Annotated in this window: 14 protein-coding genes and 1 pseudogene; 14 read left to right on the forward strand and 1 reads right to left on the reverse strand. The window is 32.6% G+C overall.

Going from position 1 to position 17,751, the window contains the following annotated elements:
* Nucleotides 1-291: 291 nt before the first annotated feature.
* Nucleotides 292-1,434, reverse strand: coding sequence for an ROK family protein (locus FEZ33_RS09990; RefSeq protein ID WP_138405244.1), 1,143 nt, complete (start codon nucleotides 1,432-1,434; stop codon nucleotides 292-294).
* Between the two features lie 289 nt (nucleotides 1,435-1,723).
* Here FEZ33_RS09990 and xylA point away from each other — a divergent pair, with 289 nt between their 5' ends.
* The 14 genes and pseudogenes from xylA to FEZ33_RS10060 form a co-directional block, all read left to right on the forward strand.
* The gene (xylA, locus tag FEZ33_RS09995) at nucleotides 1,724-3,031 is read left to right on the forward strand and encodes a xylose isomerase (RefSeq protein ID WP_138405245.1); all 1,308 of its coding nucleotides are present in this window, start codon (nucleotides 1,724-1,726) and stop codon (nucleotides 3,029-3,031) included.
* Between the two features lie 12 nt (nucleotides 3,032-3,043).
* On the forward strand, nucleotides 3,044-4,528 hold the full coding sequence (gene xylB / locus FEZ33_RS10000) for a xylulokinase (RefSeq protein WP_138405246.1): 1,485 nt from the start codon (nucleotides 3,044-3,046) through the stop codon (nucleotides 4,526-4,528).
* Between the two features lie 15 nt (nucleotides 4,529-4,543).
* Entirely contained in the window at nucleotides 4,544-6,622 is a 2,079-nt protein-coding gene (locus FEZ33_RS10005; protein WP_138405247.1) for a glycoside hydrolase family 31 protein, read from the forward strand.
* Nucleotides 6,623-6,645: 23 nt separating this feature from the next.
* Entirely contained in the window at nucleotides 6,646-8,697 is a 2,052-nt protein-coding gene (locus FEZ33_RS10010) for a TIM-barrel domain-containing protein (protein ID WP_138405248.1), read from the forward strand.
* A gap of 20 nt (nucleotides 8,698-8,717) precedes the next feature.
* Nucleotides 8,718-9,191: a PTS sugar transporter subunit IIB gene (locus tag FEZ33_RS10015; protein ID WP_138405249.1), complete on the forward strand. Its 474-nt coding sequence runs from the start codon at nucleotides 8,718-8,720 to the stop codon at nucleotides 9,189-9,191.
* Between the two features lie 28 nt (nucleotides 9,192-9,219).
* Nucleotides 9,220-10,011 (forward strand): PTS mannose/fructose/sorbose/N-acetylgalactosamine transporter subunit IIC, encoded by a 792-nt coding sequence (locus FEZ33_RS10020; RefSeq protein WP_138405250.1) that lies wholly within the window; start codon nucleotides 9,220-9,222, stop codon nucleotides 10,009-10,011.
* Nucleotides 10,004-10,840 (forward strand): PTS system mannose/fructose/sorbose family transporter subunit IID, encoded by an 837-nt coding sequence (locus tag FEZ33_RS10025; protein WP_171031363.1) that lies wholly within the window; start codon nucleotides 10,004-10,006, stop codon nucleotides 10,838-10,840. The genes FEZ33_RS10020 and FEZ33_RS10025 overlap by 8 nt, the downstream gene beginning before the upstream one ends.
* A 24-nt stretch (nucleotides 10,841-10,864) precedes the next feature.
* Complete coding sequence (locus tag FEZ33_RS10030) at nucleotides 10,865-11,284, forward strand: PTS sugar transporter subunit IIA (protein ID WP_138405251.1); 420 nt, start codon at nucleotides 10,865-10,867, stop codon at nucleotides 11,282-11,284.
* Between the two features lie 117 nt (nucleotides 11,285-11,401).
* Nucleotides 11,402-13,783, forward strand: a complete 2,382-nt coding sequence (locus FEZ33_RS10035) for a glycoside hydrolase family 31 protein (protein ID WP_138405252.1) — start codon at nucleotides 11,402-11,404, stop codon at nucleotides 13,781-13,783.
* A gap of 248 nt (nucleotides 13,784-14,031) precedes the next feature.
* Nucleotides 14,032-14,907 carry an NAD(P)-dependent oxidoreductase gene (locus FEZ33_RS10040; protein WP_138405253.1) on the forward strand — a complete coding sequence of 292 codons (876 nt, stop codon included), beginning with the start codon at nucleotides 14,032-14,034 and terminating at the stop codon, nucleotides 14,905-14,907.
* 13 nt (nucleotides 14,908-14,920) lie between these two features.
* Nucleotides 14,921-15,439: an HAD family hydrolase gene (locus tag FEZ33_RS10045; protein WP_328590789.1), complete on the forward strand. Its 519-nt coding sequence runs from the start codon at nucleotides 14,921-14,923 to the stop codon at nucleotides 15,437-15,439.
* A 1-nt stretch (nucleotide 15,440) separates the two neighbouring features.
* A complete protein-coding gene (locus FEZ33_RS12890; protein WP_171031362.1) occupies nucleotides 15,441-15,734 on the forward strand; it encodes an HAD family hydrolase in 294 nt (97 codons plus the stop codon).
* On the forward strand, nucleotides 15,731-16,093 hold the full coding sequence (locus FEZ33_RS12895; protein ID WP_138405256.1) for an HAD family hydrolase: 363 nt from the start codon (nucleotides 15,731-15,733) through the stop codon (nucleotides 16,091-16,093). Before FEZ33_RS12890 ends, FEZ33_RS12895 begins: the two co-directional genes overlap by 4 nt.
* Nucleotides 16,094-16,565: 472 nt before the next feature.
* Nucleotides 16,566-16,790: pseudogene (locus FEZ33_RS10060) on the forward strand (alpha-glucoside-specific PTS transporter subunit IIBC); the annotation flags it as partial.
* Between the last annotated feature and the right edge of the window lie 961 nt (nucleotides 16,791-17,751).

Genomic DNA, 17,751 nt, shown 5'->3' on the forward strand with positions numbered 1-17,751 from the left:
GATGAGACTAAAAAGTTTTTCTTTAGCTTAGAAAATCGATTAAAATATTTTAATTTCGATAAAGTGATCCAAAATTGAAAAATAACGACTAGAATAACTCAATATTTAAAAGTATGAATTATTCAGGTAATAGGTTTCTAAATTGATATTTGCTATCTTCTCCATCAAGTAAGTATATTCTGGTAATCGAATGAAACAGTGAAACAAGTAATCAATTTACAAAGTTTATTTCATTAAAACTAAAAGATTATCTGACTTATAAAGAACTAGGCAGATAAATAAATTCGAAGTTTAAATGAATTTTAGTTTATTTATATTAAGAAAATTTTGACTAGCTAATGCAACACCACCATATACTATTGATTTTTTTCCTAAAGCACTTGGTTTTATATTAATTTTATTAGAAAACTGTCCAGATAAATTTGATTTAACTTGATCAATCAATTCAGGAATAATATTGTAAATTGGACTGTTAATTATTATAGTTTGAGGATTCAGAAAGCTAGATATATTATTAATCCCAATACTTAATAAATAAGCATTTTCTTCTAATGTCTTTACAACTTCCTTGTTATTATTGTAATATTCTTTTTTTACTAATAAGCTATTAATATAATTTAAGTTTAATATCCCTTTAATTTTATTAAATAAAATTTCAGTTGATGCATATTGTTCGAAACATCCAAGATTTCCACATGGGCATTTTTCTCCTCCAGGAAACAGAATAGTATGACCAACTTCTCCGGCTTCCCCGTATTGTCCCTTTTGAAGTAAGCCATCATTAACTATACCAGCGCCTATACCGCTATGTATACTAAGACCAACTAAACTGTGTGCTTCTAAACCAAAACAGTAAGCACCTAATGCAACCAAATTAGCTTCGTTTTCAATAAAGATAGGATAATCATATAACTTGGTAAGCTCTTCAATAAGATTTAAATCAGTTAGATCGTAGTATGGAGTAAAATAGATGTCGTTATTATTTACAACTCCATGCACCCCAATTGCTAAACTAACAACTTCTAAATCTGTTTTTTTTGTTAATACTTCAATAGCTTTATTTATCAGATTAAGTACATTTTCCTTAGATATAGTAATATCAGTTTCCTCAAACCATGAAATTTCTTCTCCATTTAAATATGAATGTATACCGTAAATATAATTAATGCCAACATCAATGGCAATAACCGTAGCTACTTTGGGATTAAATTCAAGAAGGACTGGTTTTCTTCCACCAACCGAGCTAGAATTGCCAGTTCCTATCTCAAAGACAAAATTATTCTCAATTAAATCTTTTGTAATAGTAGATACTGAAGCTTTATTCAAGCCTGTTAATTTAGATAAATCAGCTCTAGAAATGTTTTGTTCATCAATTATTTTCTTAAGTAGCATAGATTCATTCTGTTTTCTTATATTAAATTTATCAGACACCATATTTTTACTCCATTCATAAAGCACACTAATTAGTAGATGTTTTCGGCTTAACTTAATTTCAAGAATCTCACTAATTCCATTTAAACACTGCTACAAATCATTTTTTAAAATTAGGAAACAGCTCAATTAAATTATAATTTGTTTTAGTAACAAAACAAGGAGGTGAAAGTGTTTCCAAAAAAACACAGAGATCCTATTGACATTATGTAAGCGTTGTTTTATACTCTTGTTGTAAGTTAGTTTACCTAACTAACTAACTTAAATCAAGTATAAAATGGAGGAATTATTAATGAGCTATTTTCCAAATGTAGATAAAATTAAATATGAAGGTGTAGAAACAAAAAATATGTACGCTTTTCGTCACTATAACCCTGATGAGTTAGTATTAGGTAAACCGATGAAAGAACACTTGAGATTTTCTTTAGCTTTTTGGCATACAATTACTGAAGATGGAAGCGATCCATTTGGGGTAGGAACTTACCAACGTAATTGGGATGAGAAGGACCCTATTGAAACAGCGAAAAACCGAGTCGATGCTTTCTTTGAATTATTAACAAAATTAAATATGGAGTATTTTTGTTTCCATGACGTTGATATAGCTCCACAAGGGGAAAGTTTAGAAGAGTTTTTCAATAATTTAGATATTATTACTGATTATATTAAAGAAAAAATGGAAGAACATAATGTAAATTTATTGTGGAATACTCAAAATATGTTCTCGCATCCAAGATTCCTAAATGGTGCTTCAACATCAAATAACGCTGATGTTTATGCATATTCTGCGGCTCAAATTAAAAAAACAATTGATATTAGTAAAAAACTTGGAGGGAAAAATGTTGTTTTCTGGGGAGGACGAGAAGGTTACGAAACACTCCTTAATACAGATATGTCGTTAGAGTTAGATAATATGGCTAAAATGTTTAAAATGGCAGTGGATTATGCAAATTCTATTAATCATGATATTCAATTTTTAATTGAACCAAAACCAAAAGAGCCAATGACACACCAATATGATTATGATGCAGCTACAGCTATGGCATTTCTACAGAAATATGATTTAACAGATGATTTTAAATTAAACTTAGAAGGAAATCATGCAACTCTAGCAGGACATACTTTTGAACATGAATTACGTGTTGCTCGTACTTATAATGCACTAGGATCAATTGATGCAAACCATGCTGAAAAGATGCTTGGTTGGGACACAGATGAATTCCCAACAAATATCTATGATACTACTTTAACAATGTATGAAATTTTAGAAAATGGCGGTATTGAACCTGGTGGAATTAATTTTGATGCTAAAGTTCGACGTACATCATTTGAAATGAATGACTTAGTTTTAGCGCATATTGCGGGTATGGATACTTTTGCACGAGGATTAAAAGCTGCTGCGAAGATTAAAGACGATAAGTTTATATCTAACGTTTTAGATGAAAAATATAAAAGTTTTACACACGGAATCGGACAGAATATCGTAGATGGGAAGGAAACATTGGAATCACTTTCCGAGTATGCATTAAATTTAAAAGAAATCAAATTGGAATCAAGTCATATTGAACATATTAAATCTGTATTTAACGATTATTTAACTTAAGGGGTGTAATGAATGTCGTACGTTTTAGGAATCGATTTAGGGACAGGTTCTTTAAAAGGCTCATTATTTGATAATAGTGGTCTATTAATTGACACTGCTTCAAGTAAATATTCAATTATCAGTCAAGAAAAGGGATTTAGTGAACAAAATCCGAAGGATTGGATTAAAGCATTAAATTCAGTTTTTGAACAATTAATTTCAAAAGTTGAAGATATGCAAGAAAAATTGGAAGCAATAAGTTTTTCTGGTCAAATGCATAGTTTAGTTTTAATTGACAAGAACAAAGAAGTTTTAAGAAATGCAATTCTGTGGAACGATGTACGTACTACAAAGCAATGTAATAGAATAATGGATGAGTATGGAGAAGAATTACTAACAATCACAAAAAATGTAGCATTAGAGGGGTTTACATTACCTAAGATTCTTTGGATTCAAGAAAATGAACCAAATGTTTGGGAACAAGTAGATAAGATCTTGTTACCAAAAGATTATTTAGGTTTATACTTAACTGGGAATACTTATACTGACTATTCTGATGCTGCAGGAACACTACTTTTAGATATAGGGGAAAAGAAGTGGTCAAAAGCAATTTGCGATAAATTTAATGTTCCTTTAAATTTTTTACCTGAGTTAAAAGAATCTACTCAGTATGTAGGGAAAATAAAAGACTCAATAATGAAAAAATTCAAATTAAAAAAAGAAATCCAAATCTTCGCCGGAGGAGCTGATAACGCTTGCGGAGCAATAGGAGCTGGAATAATTAACGATGAAACCGCAATGGTGAGTATTGGAACTTCAGGAGTTTTCCTTTCATTTGAAGATGAAACTGACAAACAGTACAAAGGAAAATTACATTACTTTAACCATGCTATTCAAAATCGTTATTACTCGATGGGAGTTACATTAGCCGCTGGATATAGTTTAGATTGGTTTAAAAAAACCTTTGCTAAAGATGTTAACTTCGATGATTTATTGACAGGCACCGAAAATGTAGGTCCTGGAAGTGAAGGATTATTCTTTACACCATATATTACAGGCGAAAGATCGCCATATTTTGATAGTGAAATTAGAGGGTCATTTATTGGGATAGATGCGAACCATACATTTAATCATTTTGTTAAATCAGTTTTAGAAGGAATTACTTTTTCTTTGAAAGAGTCACAAGATATATTAGTTAATTATGCTGACAAAACGATTAATTCTGTAGTTTCTATAGGTGGGGGATCAAAAAGTGATGTTTGGTTACAGATTCAAGCGGATATTTTTAATGCAAACATCCTGACATTAGAAATTGATGAAGGTCCTGGACTAGGAGCAGCAATGTTAGCTGCTGTCGGAGCAGGGTGGTACGAGAATTTTGAGGAAGCTACAGAAGCTTTTGTGAAGTACAACGATGTAGTTCATCCTATAGTAGAGAATGTAGAGTTGTATGAAAAAATTTACCATAAGTATAAAGAGATATATCCATCAACAAAGAAAATAATGCATAGCTTGTAAATCAGGAGGATAACAATGATAAATATTTATGATAACTATATTGAAAAAAAATATGATAATGAGTTATTAAGAATTGATGCTTGGGGAAAGGATTCGTTTAGAGTTCGGTCTTTTGCTGATAGAAAATTCCATGATAATAATTTTGCATTATTAGATAGAGAAGAAAATAGCAAAAATAAAATTGAAGTTTTAAATCAAAGTGGTGAAGAAATTACTATTAGAAATGGAAAAATAAAAGCAGTTATTGATCATCGAGATAGAATAACTTTCTATGATAATGAAGGAAAGATCTTATTAAGAGAATATATTCGTTTACGAGCAGTGAAACACGATGATGGCGCTGAAGATGTGGGAACAGTTGAGTTTACGAAAGACTTTAATTCAACATTGAAGTTAAAGTCGCGTGAATTTAAGGCGAATTATGGTGGTGCTTTTGAAACAACGACACGTTTCGAGTCGGATCCTAATGAAAAAATATTTGGTATGGGGCAATATCAACATGAGTTTTTAAATTTGAAAAATACCAAATTAGAACTAGCACAAAGAAACTCACAAATGTCAATTCCATTCTATATGTCAAGTTTAAATTATGGTTTCTTATGGAATAACCCTGGAATTGGAGAAGTCACTTTCGCAAAAAATATTACTGAATGGTATATGAAATCAACTAAGTCCATTGATTATTGGATTACAACCGGTGACAATTTAAAAGAAATATCTAAAAATTATGCTGATGTAACTGGAAAAGTACCATTGATGCCTAAGAAGTTGTTAGGTTTATGGCAAAGCAAACTAAGATATAGAACACCAGAAGAAGTTTTAGAAGTTGTGAAGGAATACGATGAAAAAGGAATTCAACTTTCTACAATAGCAATAGATTATTTTCACTGGCCTAAACAAGGTGAATATCGTTTTGATAATGATTTTTGGCCTGAACCAGAAAAATTAATCAGTGAATTAAAAGAAAAATATGATGTTGAGCCAATTATTTCTATTTGGCCAACAGTTCAGTCAGATGCTGAGAATTACAATGATTATCTTGAAGGTGGATATTTAATCAATGTAAATAGAGGTGTAAGATTGACAATGTTAATCCAAGGTACAACTGTATTTTTAGATACCACAAATCCAGAAGCTAGAGAATATGTTTGGAATAGGATTAAAGATAATTATAAAAAAATTGGTATTGATTATTATTGGGTTGATGTAGCAGAGCCGGGATATGCTGTTTATGATTTTGATAATTATCGCTACGATAGTGGACAAGCATTAGAAACAGCAAATTTATATCCAAATGGATTTTTAAAAATGGTTTACGATGGAATGAATGAAAAGGATCATTCTGTTGTCACTCTAGTAAGAGGGGCATGGGCTGGCGCACAAAAGTACGGAGCATTAGGCTGGTCGGGTGATATTGATTCTAGTTTCGAAGCATTCAATAATCAAGTCAATACTGGTTTAAACGTCGGGATAGCAGGATTACCTTGGTGGACTACTGATATAGGAGGATTTCATGGAGGTAATCCTAAAGATCCAGAGTTTAGAGAATTAATTATTAGATGGTTCCAATATTCAGTTTTCTCTCCGATTTTGAGAATGCACGGCGATAGATTGCCTCATAGTGCTCCGCTTTCAAATAGCGGTGGGGGATCAATGCCTACTGGAGCACCGAATGAAATTTGGTCTTTTGGAAAAGAAGTAGAAGAAATACTTGTTAAATATTTACATGTTAGAGAAAAAATCAAAGATTATATCTATAAGTTAATGGAAGAAGCACACAAAGATGGGCTACCGCTTATGAGAACACTATTCTATGAGTTCCCAGATGATAAAAAGGCTTGGGAAGTTGAAAATACATACTTATTTGGTGAAGATATGTTAGTTGCACCAATTATGAATTATCAACATAGAGAAAGGGATGTTTACTTACCAGGTGATCAAGTTTGGGTGAATATCTATACTAACACTGAATATGAGGGGGGTAGAACATATAAAGTAGAAGCACCACTCCAAGAAATTCCAGTGTTTATTAAGAAGTCGTCTGTTCATAAATTTAAGGAATTACTTAAATTCGTAAATGAATCATTCAATTAATTTTTGTTAAAAAGGAGGAGAATATGTTTAATTCTGATGGAACAATAGAAATTAACGAGAACTCTTTTGTAATTAAAGATAGAACACAAATATTAATAGTAGAGGAATGGGGAAACAATTCAGTACGAATTATTTCTTCACCGAATCATAGTTTTGAAAGAGATAATAAACATGGAATTGAAGAACTAAAGAAAAATAAAGATGGAAATGTACGAATAAAAAATGAAAAAGGAATTCTATCACTTAAAACTGGAGACTTAAAAGTCATATATATAAATAATAAATTAACATTTTATTATAAAGAGAAAATAATTCTAGAAGAATATTCCAGAAAACAAAGTGATGTAAGAAGGACTATTGGAATAGATAGTCACATACCTATTGAAAGTTCACCATCTTCGTCATTAAATATTACACCCAGAGAGTTCAAATTTAAACATGAAAGTTCATATTCAGCAACACTTCGATTTGAAGGAGATTCTCAAGAGAAAATTTTTGGGTTGGGCGGATATCAAGAAGAAAGTTTAAATAAAAGTAATGGAACTTACGAATTGATGCATCGAAATTCTCAAACATCTATTCCATTTTATATTTCTGATAAAAATTATGGTTTTATCTGGAATAATGCATCAATTGGAGAAGTAAGCTTTAATAAAAATCAAAAAATATGGAAAGGTTTTAATACCGAAGTAATAGATTATATTGTTACTTCGGGTGAAACCCCCAAAGATATAATCAATAACTTTACAGAAATGACAGGCAGAACTCCAAAAATTAACGATAAACTATTGGGTCTATGGCAAAGTAAATTAAGGTATCAGACTATTGACGAAATAACTGAGGTGTATCGTAAATATTTGGAACGAGGTATATCTCTTTCGGTTTTAGTAATAGATTATTTTCATTGGACTGCAGATGGAGATTTCGAATTTGACATGAGATACTGGGATGGAATTGATTCTTTTGCAGAAAAACTAAAAGGTACGAATACTAGTTTAATGGTATCGCTTTGGCCAACTGTCACAAAAGAGAGTAAATATTATAATTTGTACCATAATCTACAAATGATTATAAAAGCGGTTAATAATAAAGATGATATTTTTGATGGTAAAGAAATACTAGATTTTTCAAATCCGCTCACTGTAAAACATGTTAGAAAGCTTTTGAATAAAAATTATCGGGATTTAGGTATTAAATTATTTTGGGCTGACCAGGCAGAGCCAGAAATGGCAAATTACAACCATGATGAATATTTAGTTTATGAGGGTAATTTAGAAAAAGTCGGAAACAGATACCCTTATCATTATATCAACACAATACAAGATGGAAGTGAAATAAACGCAAATCCAATCTTAATTAGATCAGCTTGGTTCAACTCTCAAAAATACGGAGCGCTTGCATGGTCAGGCGATATAGATAGTTCGTTTGAATCTTTGAGAAGACAAATTCAAATTGGCATTAGCATGGGCATCAGTGGAATATCTTGGTGGACAAGTGATATAGCAGGATTTCATAGCGGAGATAGCAATACGCCATATTTTAAAGAACTGATGATTAGATGGTTTCAGTATTCCGTATTTACTCCAATACTGCGGATGCATGGAGATAGACAACCTCACACTCAAAGGATAGGAGACAGCGGTGGAGGTTTAAGAACAAGTGGTGCACCAAATGAAATTTGGTCTTTTGGTAAAGATGTGGAGAGTATTTTAATAAATTATATTCGAATAAGGGAAAATCTGAAAAGCTATATAAAAGAATTATTTATGCAAAGCTCGGAATATGGTTATCCAATTATAAGAAGTTTGTTTTTTGAATTTCCAAATGATTCACAAACCTGGGAAGAAACCACGAACTATATGTTCGGAAGTTCATTGTTAATCGCTCCAGTAGTAGAAGTAGCAGTAAATGAAATAAATGTATACTTACCAAAAGATAATAATTGGATTGAGGTTTTTTCTGGAAAAGAATATAAAGGCGGAAATATATATAATATTAAAGTGGCACTTGATAATATTCCAGTGTTTTGTAAAAAAGGAAGCAAATTGGAAAGAGAAATAAACAAAATATTTTAAATATAAAGGAGTAGTTTTAAATGGGAGTAGTACTCGCAAGAATAGATCAAAGGTTAGTACATGGTATTGTTGTCACTCAATGGGCTAGTTCAGTAAAAGCAAAAAGAATTATGGTTGTTGATGATGAAGTTGCTAATGATGAGCCGAGAAAAGCAGCTATGCGCTTAAGTAAGCCGGCAGGCACTGGAATGTCGCTAATTGAAAAAGAAACTGCTATTACAAATTTTAACAATGGAAAATATGATAGTCATAATGTATTACTCGTTGTAAACAATGTAGAGGTATTACTAGAATTAGTAAATAATGGGGTGAAAATACCAAAAATAAATATAGGTATAATGCTAGATAGTGATGAAAGAAAAAAATATGAGAAGAATTTTGCCGCAACTGATGAAGAACTTGAAAACTTAAAAAAATTATCAGATTTAGGAATACCAGTTTCCTATCAATTTACTCCATCAGATAAAGAAGAGCCATTATCAAAATATATATGATTTAACTTAAAGAAATGAGGAAAATAACATGCCAGAATTATTACAAAATATACTAATAATATTACTTCCGATGTATGCATTGATTGATAATCGAGGAATTACAATCATGAATCACTGGCCAGTTACAGTTGGACTTTTTGCAGGACTAATAATGGGGAATCTTCCAACAGCATTAGCGATCGCTGGAACATTTCAATTAATGAGTCTTGGAGTAGCAGCATTAGGTGGTTCATCAGTCCCAGATTATGCATTGGCAACTGTAGTAGCGATTTATCTAAATGCACGTACCGGTATAGACGTAGGTGCATCAATTGCAATTGGCTTGCCGGTTGGAATACTTGCAATTAATTTAGATGTTTTAAGTCGTACTTTAAATTCATTTATCACTGAGAGATCAAAAATGTACTTAGAACGAAGAGAATTCAAAAAAATGCAACACATTAATCTGATTAGTGTTTTCTTTGTTGCTATGCAGGCATTTATACCTATGATTATCTTAGTCGTATTTGGACCTACTACTGTTGAAACAATAATCGAATGGATTCCAGAATGGGTTACAAATGGTTTAAATATTGCCGGTGGAATGTTACCTGTAGTAGGGGTAGCAATGTTAATGCGTTATATGCCGACTGGACGCTATATATGGGCGTTATTAATCGGGTTTGTAATGGCTGCTTATCTCCAACTACCAATTCTAGCTATCTCAATTATTGGATTTGCATTAGCGATTTATACTTACAATAGAATGAAAAATCAAAAAGTTGCTGTTTCAACAGAAAGTAATAACAGTTTTGATGAAGGAGATGATTTTGATGAGTAGTAAAGAAGAAATGACAAGAAATAATACCAATAAATTATCGAAAAAAGAACGAAGAAGTGCAGCATGGCGTTGGTCATTAATTGGAAGTAATAATGTCAATTACGGTACACTTCAAGGAACAGGTTATGCTTGGGCTGTCGCAAACACATTACGAAAAGTATATCCTAATGATGATGAGTATGTAGAAGCAATGAAAGTAGAGTATGAATATTTTAATATTACACCGTACATGGGTCCTCTTGTAGTTGGTGCAGATATTGCTATGCAAGAGCAACAGGGAACAGAGTCATTAGATGCTGTAAGATCAATTAAAACGTCTTTAATGGGTCCATTATCAGGTATTGGGGATTCATTGTTATGGGTTCTTTTTCCTACAATAATGGGTTCAATCAGTGGATATATGGCTTTAGATGGAAATCCGCTTGGGGCAATTGTTTGGATGATTTTAAATATTGGGCTTGTTTGGATGCGACTGAAATTATTCGATCTAGGCTATGATTCAGGGGCTCGACTAATTACTGATATGGCTGATCAATTAACAGCTATTACCGAGGCTGCTTCTGTAATGGGTCTTACGGTAGTAGGAAGTTTGATTGCTACAGTAGTAAAAGTTCATACACCTTTAGAATTTACATTCGGAGAAGTTACTTTGGGTTTACAAGAAGAGGTTTTTAATCAAATACTTCCAGCATTGTTACCTGTGTTGCTTACAGGATTAGTGTATTGGTTGATGGAAAAGAAAAAATGGGGGTTCTTAAAAATAATTTTTGCAATTATTGTTCTCTCTTTAATTGGTTCGTATTTTGGAATATTAGGAGTAGCCCCGTAGTAAAAAAAGTTAGGAGAGACAATATTGAAAAAAATTATTATAGCTACACATCATAAATTAGCTGAAGGATTTAAAAGTACTTTAGAATATATAGTTCCAAATACAGTAGAAGTAATAGATATTAATGCTTATATTGATAATATCTCAGTTGAAGATCAAATTACTGAAGAACTAAATAAGTTTAATGATGACGAACAAATATTCGTTTTTACTGATTTATTAGGTGGTTCTGTTAATCAAGAATTTGCAAAGAAAATTTCGAAGTATAATATAGAATTAATTTCTGGAGTGAATTTACCACTTATTATGACAATTGTATTAGCATTTAACGATAGAGAATTAACAAAAGAAACTATTCGAGGTAGTATAGAAGAAGCTCAAAAACAAATAGTATATGTTAATGATTTTATTAAAGATCAACAAATTGATGACGAAGATGAGTAAAAGATTAATTAAACTCATTTATTCGAGATTAATTGCCAATATGTTAAGAAAAAGAATGCAGTTAACTGCATTCTTTTTTATAAATTCAATAGAGAATTTAATAAGGGAGGAAAAATTATGCATAAAACTAAATATAGTCAATTTGATCCGGTAGCTTATGAAGACTCGATTGTACAGGGAGAGAATTATAGATTTACTATTTTAACATCAAAACTCGTGCGTATTGAGTATTCTGAGAATAATATCTTTGAAGACGCACAAACTAAGATGGTATTAAATAGAAAGTTTAAAACCCCAGAATTTGATGTTTTTGAGTCAGAAAATCATCTGAAAATCGTTACAAAAGATTTAATTATTAAATATAATAAAAAGGAATTCTCTCCATACGGACTTAGTGTGGAGCTGAATGGCGAAGTAAATCATCCATATAGAGGTGTTTGGCATTATGGAGACGAGACAAAGAATCTTGGGGGAACTGCTCGTACTTTAGATTTTATTGATGGGAAGACCGAATTAGAACCAGGATTAATGTCAAAATATGGAATTAGTGTAATAAACGATACTAATACTCCGATTCTATTAGAAGATGGATGGTTTAAAGAAAGAGAATCTAATCAAGAAGACATATATGTATTTGGATATAAAACGGATTACTTAGAAGCATTAAATGATTATTATTTATTAACAGGCCCTCAACCAAAACTGCCGAGATATGCATTGGGTAATTGGTGGAGTAGGTATTATCAGTATTCGGAGGAGTCATATTTAAATTTATTAGATAGCTTCTATGAAGAAAGGATACCTTTTTCAGTTGCAGTTATAGATATGGATTGGCATTTAGTTGATATCCCATCAAATTATGGTAGTAAATGGACTGGTTTCACTTGGAATAGAAAACTTTTTCCTAATCCTGAAAGGTTTTTAACAGCTTTAAAAAATCGCAACTTCGCGACAACTTTGAATATTCATCCTGCTGCGGGTATAAGACCTTTTGAAAAGATGTATAGTGAGATGGCTCGAGATCTAGATGTTGATTGGGAACATGATGAATATATAGATTTTATGCCTTATTCTAAGAAGTTTATGGATGCTAGTTTTAAATATATTTACCACCCAAATGAAAAAATAGGAGTTGATTTTTGGTGGATAGATTGGCAACAAGGTCCTCAAAATATAAACGATGCAGAAGATCCACTTTGGATATTAAATCATTATCATTTTGGAGACAATCAGAAAAATGAAAACTTAGGAATTACTTTTTCGAGATATTCTGGGCCAGGAAGTCATCGGTATCCAATAGGTTTTTCAGGAGATACAGTAATTAGCTGGGATTCTCTTGATTTTCAGCCTTATTTTACAGCTACTGCATCTAATATTGGATATGGATGGTGGAGCCATGATATTGGTGGGCATCGTCATGGAGTTCGTGATGATGAATTAATGTTACGGTGGATTCAGTTTGGAGTGTTTTCGCCAATTAATCGATTACATAGTGCTAATTCAGAATTTTTAGTAAAAGAACCATGGAATTATAGTGCCCCTTATAGCGAACTAATGAGTGAATATTTAAGATTGAGACATAAATTAATTCCATACATCTATAGCATGAATGTTCTTTCAAATGAAAGTAGTTTACCATTAATTCAACCGATGTATTATAAACATTCGGACGATGATAATAGTTTTGAAGTCCCTAATCAGTATTATTTTGGGTCAGAATTAATTGTTTGTCCAATTACACAGAAAGTGGATAAAGAATCGCTAAAAGGTCATTTTAAGATGTGGCTGCCCGAAGGGAAATGGTACGACTTACAATCAGGTCTAAGATATGACGGAGATAGATTAATGAATATTTATCGATCAATAGAAAATATGGGACTATTTATTAAAGAGGGATCGATTATTCCTTTAGCAAATTTGGATAATTTTACAAACTCTATAGATAATCCTAAAAAGGTTGATTTGATTATTGGATATGGTTCGTCAGGAGAATTTATTCTTAGAGAAGATTTCACTGGGAAAGAAAAAGTAGAAAAAGGAGCCCTAACAAAGATTAATTTTAATCAAAGTGATAAAAGAGTAATTATTAATCCAACTAAAGGAAACTTAAAAGCGATACCAAGAACGCGTTCATGGAAATTGAAAATTTATGGAGCCAAGATTGATAGAGCTGAAATTAAAGTTGATGATAAAAAAATCGAGGTTAACGGTATATATAATTCTAAGTTAAACTCAACAGATATAGAAATACCTGAATATGCCCCTGAGAAGGAAATCAGCATAGCATTTAAAGAAATACATTCAGTAGATAGTTATAATTTTAGATTGGATAAAATTATGTGTTTCTTACAACAAGCACAAATGTCTAATTTAGATAAAGAATCACTCTTAAAAATATGTAAGTCGAATAAAAAATTGAAACATGTCTTATCTGAGATTGGTAGTTTTGAAGCAAGTGATAGTATTTTAAATGCTATTCAAGAAATTTTATTAGCATAAAATAATAATTTGTTAGAATTTTCAATTTAATTAGAATAAATCAGTGTTGTATATTATTTATAGCTAGGATAGAATCAGAAATAATAGAGATATTTTTAAAAGTATTCAGCTCTTTTAGAAATATCTCTTTTTGTAATGAAATTCATCTTAAAATAAGTTATCCAATTTGCAATTGGATAAATACAAGGGGAATGGAAGCTATGTTATAATACCCCTAAAGCGCTTTATACATCACAAGGAGGCATAACATGAAAGTTGGATTTATCGGTTTAGGTGTCATGGGGCAAAGTATGGCTGGACATATTCTAGAAGCAGGTCATGAATTATTTGTCTTTAATCGAACAAAGTCAAAAGCCAATAATTTAGTTGAACAAGGAGCAACATGGTTAGACACACCAAAAGAAGTAGCGGAAGCTGCTGAGCTTGTTATTACAATTGTTGGTTATCCAAAAGACATTGAAGAAGTTTATTATGGTGAGACTGGGTTGTTTGCGGGAGCACATTCAGGGAGTTTATTCATTGATATGACAACAAGTACACCATCTCTCGCTGTTCAATTGGCAGACAAAGGGAAAGAGTTGAATGTTGGTGTCTTAGATGCACCTGTGACAGGTGGAGATGTTGGGGCCCGCGAAGGTCGTCTAGCTGTATTAGTTGGTGGTCATGAAGCAGACCTTGAAAAAGCAAAAACAGTGATTGATACCTTTGCTACGAATGTGACGCATTTTGGTGAGCATGGAGCGGGCCAACACGCAAAAGCGGTCAATCAAATTATGGTTGCGGGAACGATGTTAGGTCTAGCAGAGATGATGACTTACGCAAAAACAGCCGAATTACCACTAGATAAAATAGTGAAAACCATTGGTTCTGGTGCGGCAAGTAACCGTTCTTTAGATAACTATGGGCCAAGAATTATTCAAGATGACTACTCACCCGGCTTTTTCGTCAAACATTTTGTTAAAGATCTAAAAATCGCTTTAGATGAATCTAAGAAAATGGAACTGGAGTTACCCATGACTGAATTAGCGCATAAATTATACACGCAACTTGCTGAGGCAGGGCATTCAGATGAAGGAACTCAAGCTATTGTGAAGTTATGGTGGGACGGAGAATTCAATAGCTAAGACAGAGTTAATTATATTTGATTTGGATGGAACTTTAGTTGATAGTGAGTCCGTGTACCAAATGGGTTGGGCGACTGTTCTTAAAGATTTTGGACATAACGTAGAAGTAGCAGATTTTGAACTCATGCGCGGTAAAGGTAGACACCATAATAATCAATATATCAAATCTTACTTAGGGACCGATATCCTCGTCCAAGAAGCAAGAAACTTACGTGAAGAATATTACTTCAACGCTTTAAACAACAACGAGGTTCAGCTTATGCCAGGGGCCTTAGAATTAATCGAGGAAGCGCTTGTACAAGGGATTACCTTAGCCGTCGCAACGTCTTCTTATCGAGATAGAGGAAAGGCGACCTTAGATCAATTCGGTCTTTTAAAGTATTTCACCTATCAAGTATTTGGCGATGAAGCAGAGAAGATGTCTTTAGACTTGCCGATGACACAATTGGCACATAAATTGTATACACAATTAGCAGAAATAGGTCATGCAGATGAAGGAACACAAGCAATTGTTAAGCTGTGGTGGGATTAAGATGAATATCAAGCAGCTAGAATTAATTATATTTGATTTAGATGGAACCTTAGTTGATAGTGAACAAGTCTATCGTCGAGGTTGGGTTGAAGTCCTTAAAGGTTACGGACATGAGGTGGATGAATCTGTTTTTGAAGTGATGCGTGGACAAAGCACTAAACATAATAATCAGATTATAAAAAATTACTTAGGCAGCGATCAATTAGTGCAAGAAGCTAGAGATTTACGTGAAGCATATTACTATGATGCTTTAGAAAAAGATACAGTCGCCCTAAAAACGGAGCGCGTGAGATGATTCTTGCCGCTTATCACAACGGCTTAAAGATAGGTGTAGCTACCTCGTCATATAAAAAGCGCGGTCTGGCAACATTGAAGCGTTTTGACTTAGCAAAATATTTTGACTATATGGTGTTTGGAGATGAAGTAAATCATGCTAAACCTCATCCAGAAATTTATAAAAAAGTATTAGAACAAGCTGGTGTAAGTGTCAATAGAAGTATGGCTGTTGAAGATTCTTCTTCGGGCTTACAGTCAGCTTTAGCAGCCGGACTAACGGTTTGTTTTGTGCCGGAGGGAGAGACAAGCCTAGATGGGATAGAAGGAAAGTTTAAAACATATACCTCTTTAAACGAAGTGCAACGGGAGCTATTTTAAAGGTTCCGGGAGAAGAAGCTGAAGCGCATAAAAAATCTGTATAGAAAATATAAGCAAGATAATTAAAATGTCATATCTTCACTTTATCACCAGTGTAGATATGGCATTTTTGTTATTCATCGATAATATTTGCAAACTTTTATTAGTAGTCAAATCGCGTTACAAAAAGATCCTCATATAATAGCACGAAGCAATTGCAAAGTGGCATAGTATAATCAAAATTCTAAGTGATTCGTTGTAAAGATAAAAGAAATATACAAAAATTGCTAAAGAAGTGAGTGAAATTAATTGTCTTTTTTCATACTGACCCTGCAACAATTTCCACACACTGGAACTATAAACTCTATCAGGAACTCGTCCCAAGGTTGTTGTAAACGGTTGCTAATAAGTTAATTCTCTCGTACTATTAATATAAATTATTAAAGAGGAGTGAGTAAAGTTGATGTAAAAGGTACAGCGATTCGGTGGAGCGATGTTCGTTCCTGTATTAATATTTTCATTCGCCGGAATTATTCTTTCGTTGGCTATTTTATTTCAAAATGAAATGATTATTGGTTCTCTAGCAGCAGAAGGAACATTATGGCGAAATATTTGGTCGATTATTGAATCGGGCGGTTGGACAGTTTTTAATCAGATCGAGCTATTATTCGTTATTGGATTGCCAATAGGGTTAGCGAAAAAAGCCTCTGGCCGAGCGCTATAGGCATCTGCGAAATAAAAAATCGATGCTTTGGTCTTCAACATCATCATAGCAAGCGAATTCTTTACCTCTATCTGAAAGGTTTTGAAAGCAGCTTGCGGTAAAGTGTTGGTGAGTTATTATATCTCCATCTTCATTGCTTTTTTTGAACGATCAGGCATTAATCAGGCGACATAAATTCGGCTTTTTCTTTCTGTAAAAGTAGCGAGACAACCTTTGCTTTTATTTCTAGAGGAAACGAAGGTATCTAATTTCCAATGGTCAAACACTTACCGGAGTTTAACTGATTTAGGTCATAGGGAAATAGAAGTCCCAATGTAAAATTTGCCACGTGTTTCTTTTGGCAAGCGACGCTTACCTTTTTAACAAAGTACTTTTAAAGAAACGTTGATAATCCCCTTGCAAATCCAATGATAGATGGTTTTAAGAGATAATTTCCCTTTAATATCACGTCCACCAATTAGTTCATGGGACCAAGTTTCCTCTAGTTTTTTCTTAATATCATCAATTAAATCTGACGTATACTTTAGTTTTCTTCCCTTATTTTGACGATGGCTTTTAGCAGTATTTGCGATTATAGAGGGTTTATATCCTTCTAGATAAAGGTACCTCTATTTTTTGATCGTTCTTCTATGGTAAAAAGTGTATAGCTCATAACAGTCCTCCGTGCTAGTGTTTTTGTCGATATTAACATTTTACACGAAACTGGTATGAGTTTTTATATTTTTTTCGAAGTTAATCTCACAATCTTTCACATAGAAAAAACATTTGATTTGCTGCTTAATAGATGATATTAAAAAATAAGTTAGAGGTTCAGTTTTTTTTTTACTTCGCCGATTGTAAAATTAAGCTAGACAACTAAAACAGCCATTTGTGGTACACTCAACTTGTAATTCCGACCAAAGAATACAAAGGAGTGACCACAAATGACCTACACCCATCTTACCACGGATGAACT

The sequence above is a fragment of the Ruoffia tabacinasalis genome, assembly GCF_005864045.1.
Classification (GTDB): domain Bacteria; phylum Bacillota; class Bacilli; order Lactobacillales; family Aerococcaceae; genus Ruoffia; species Ruoffia tabacinasalis.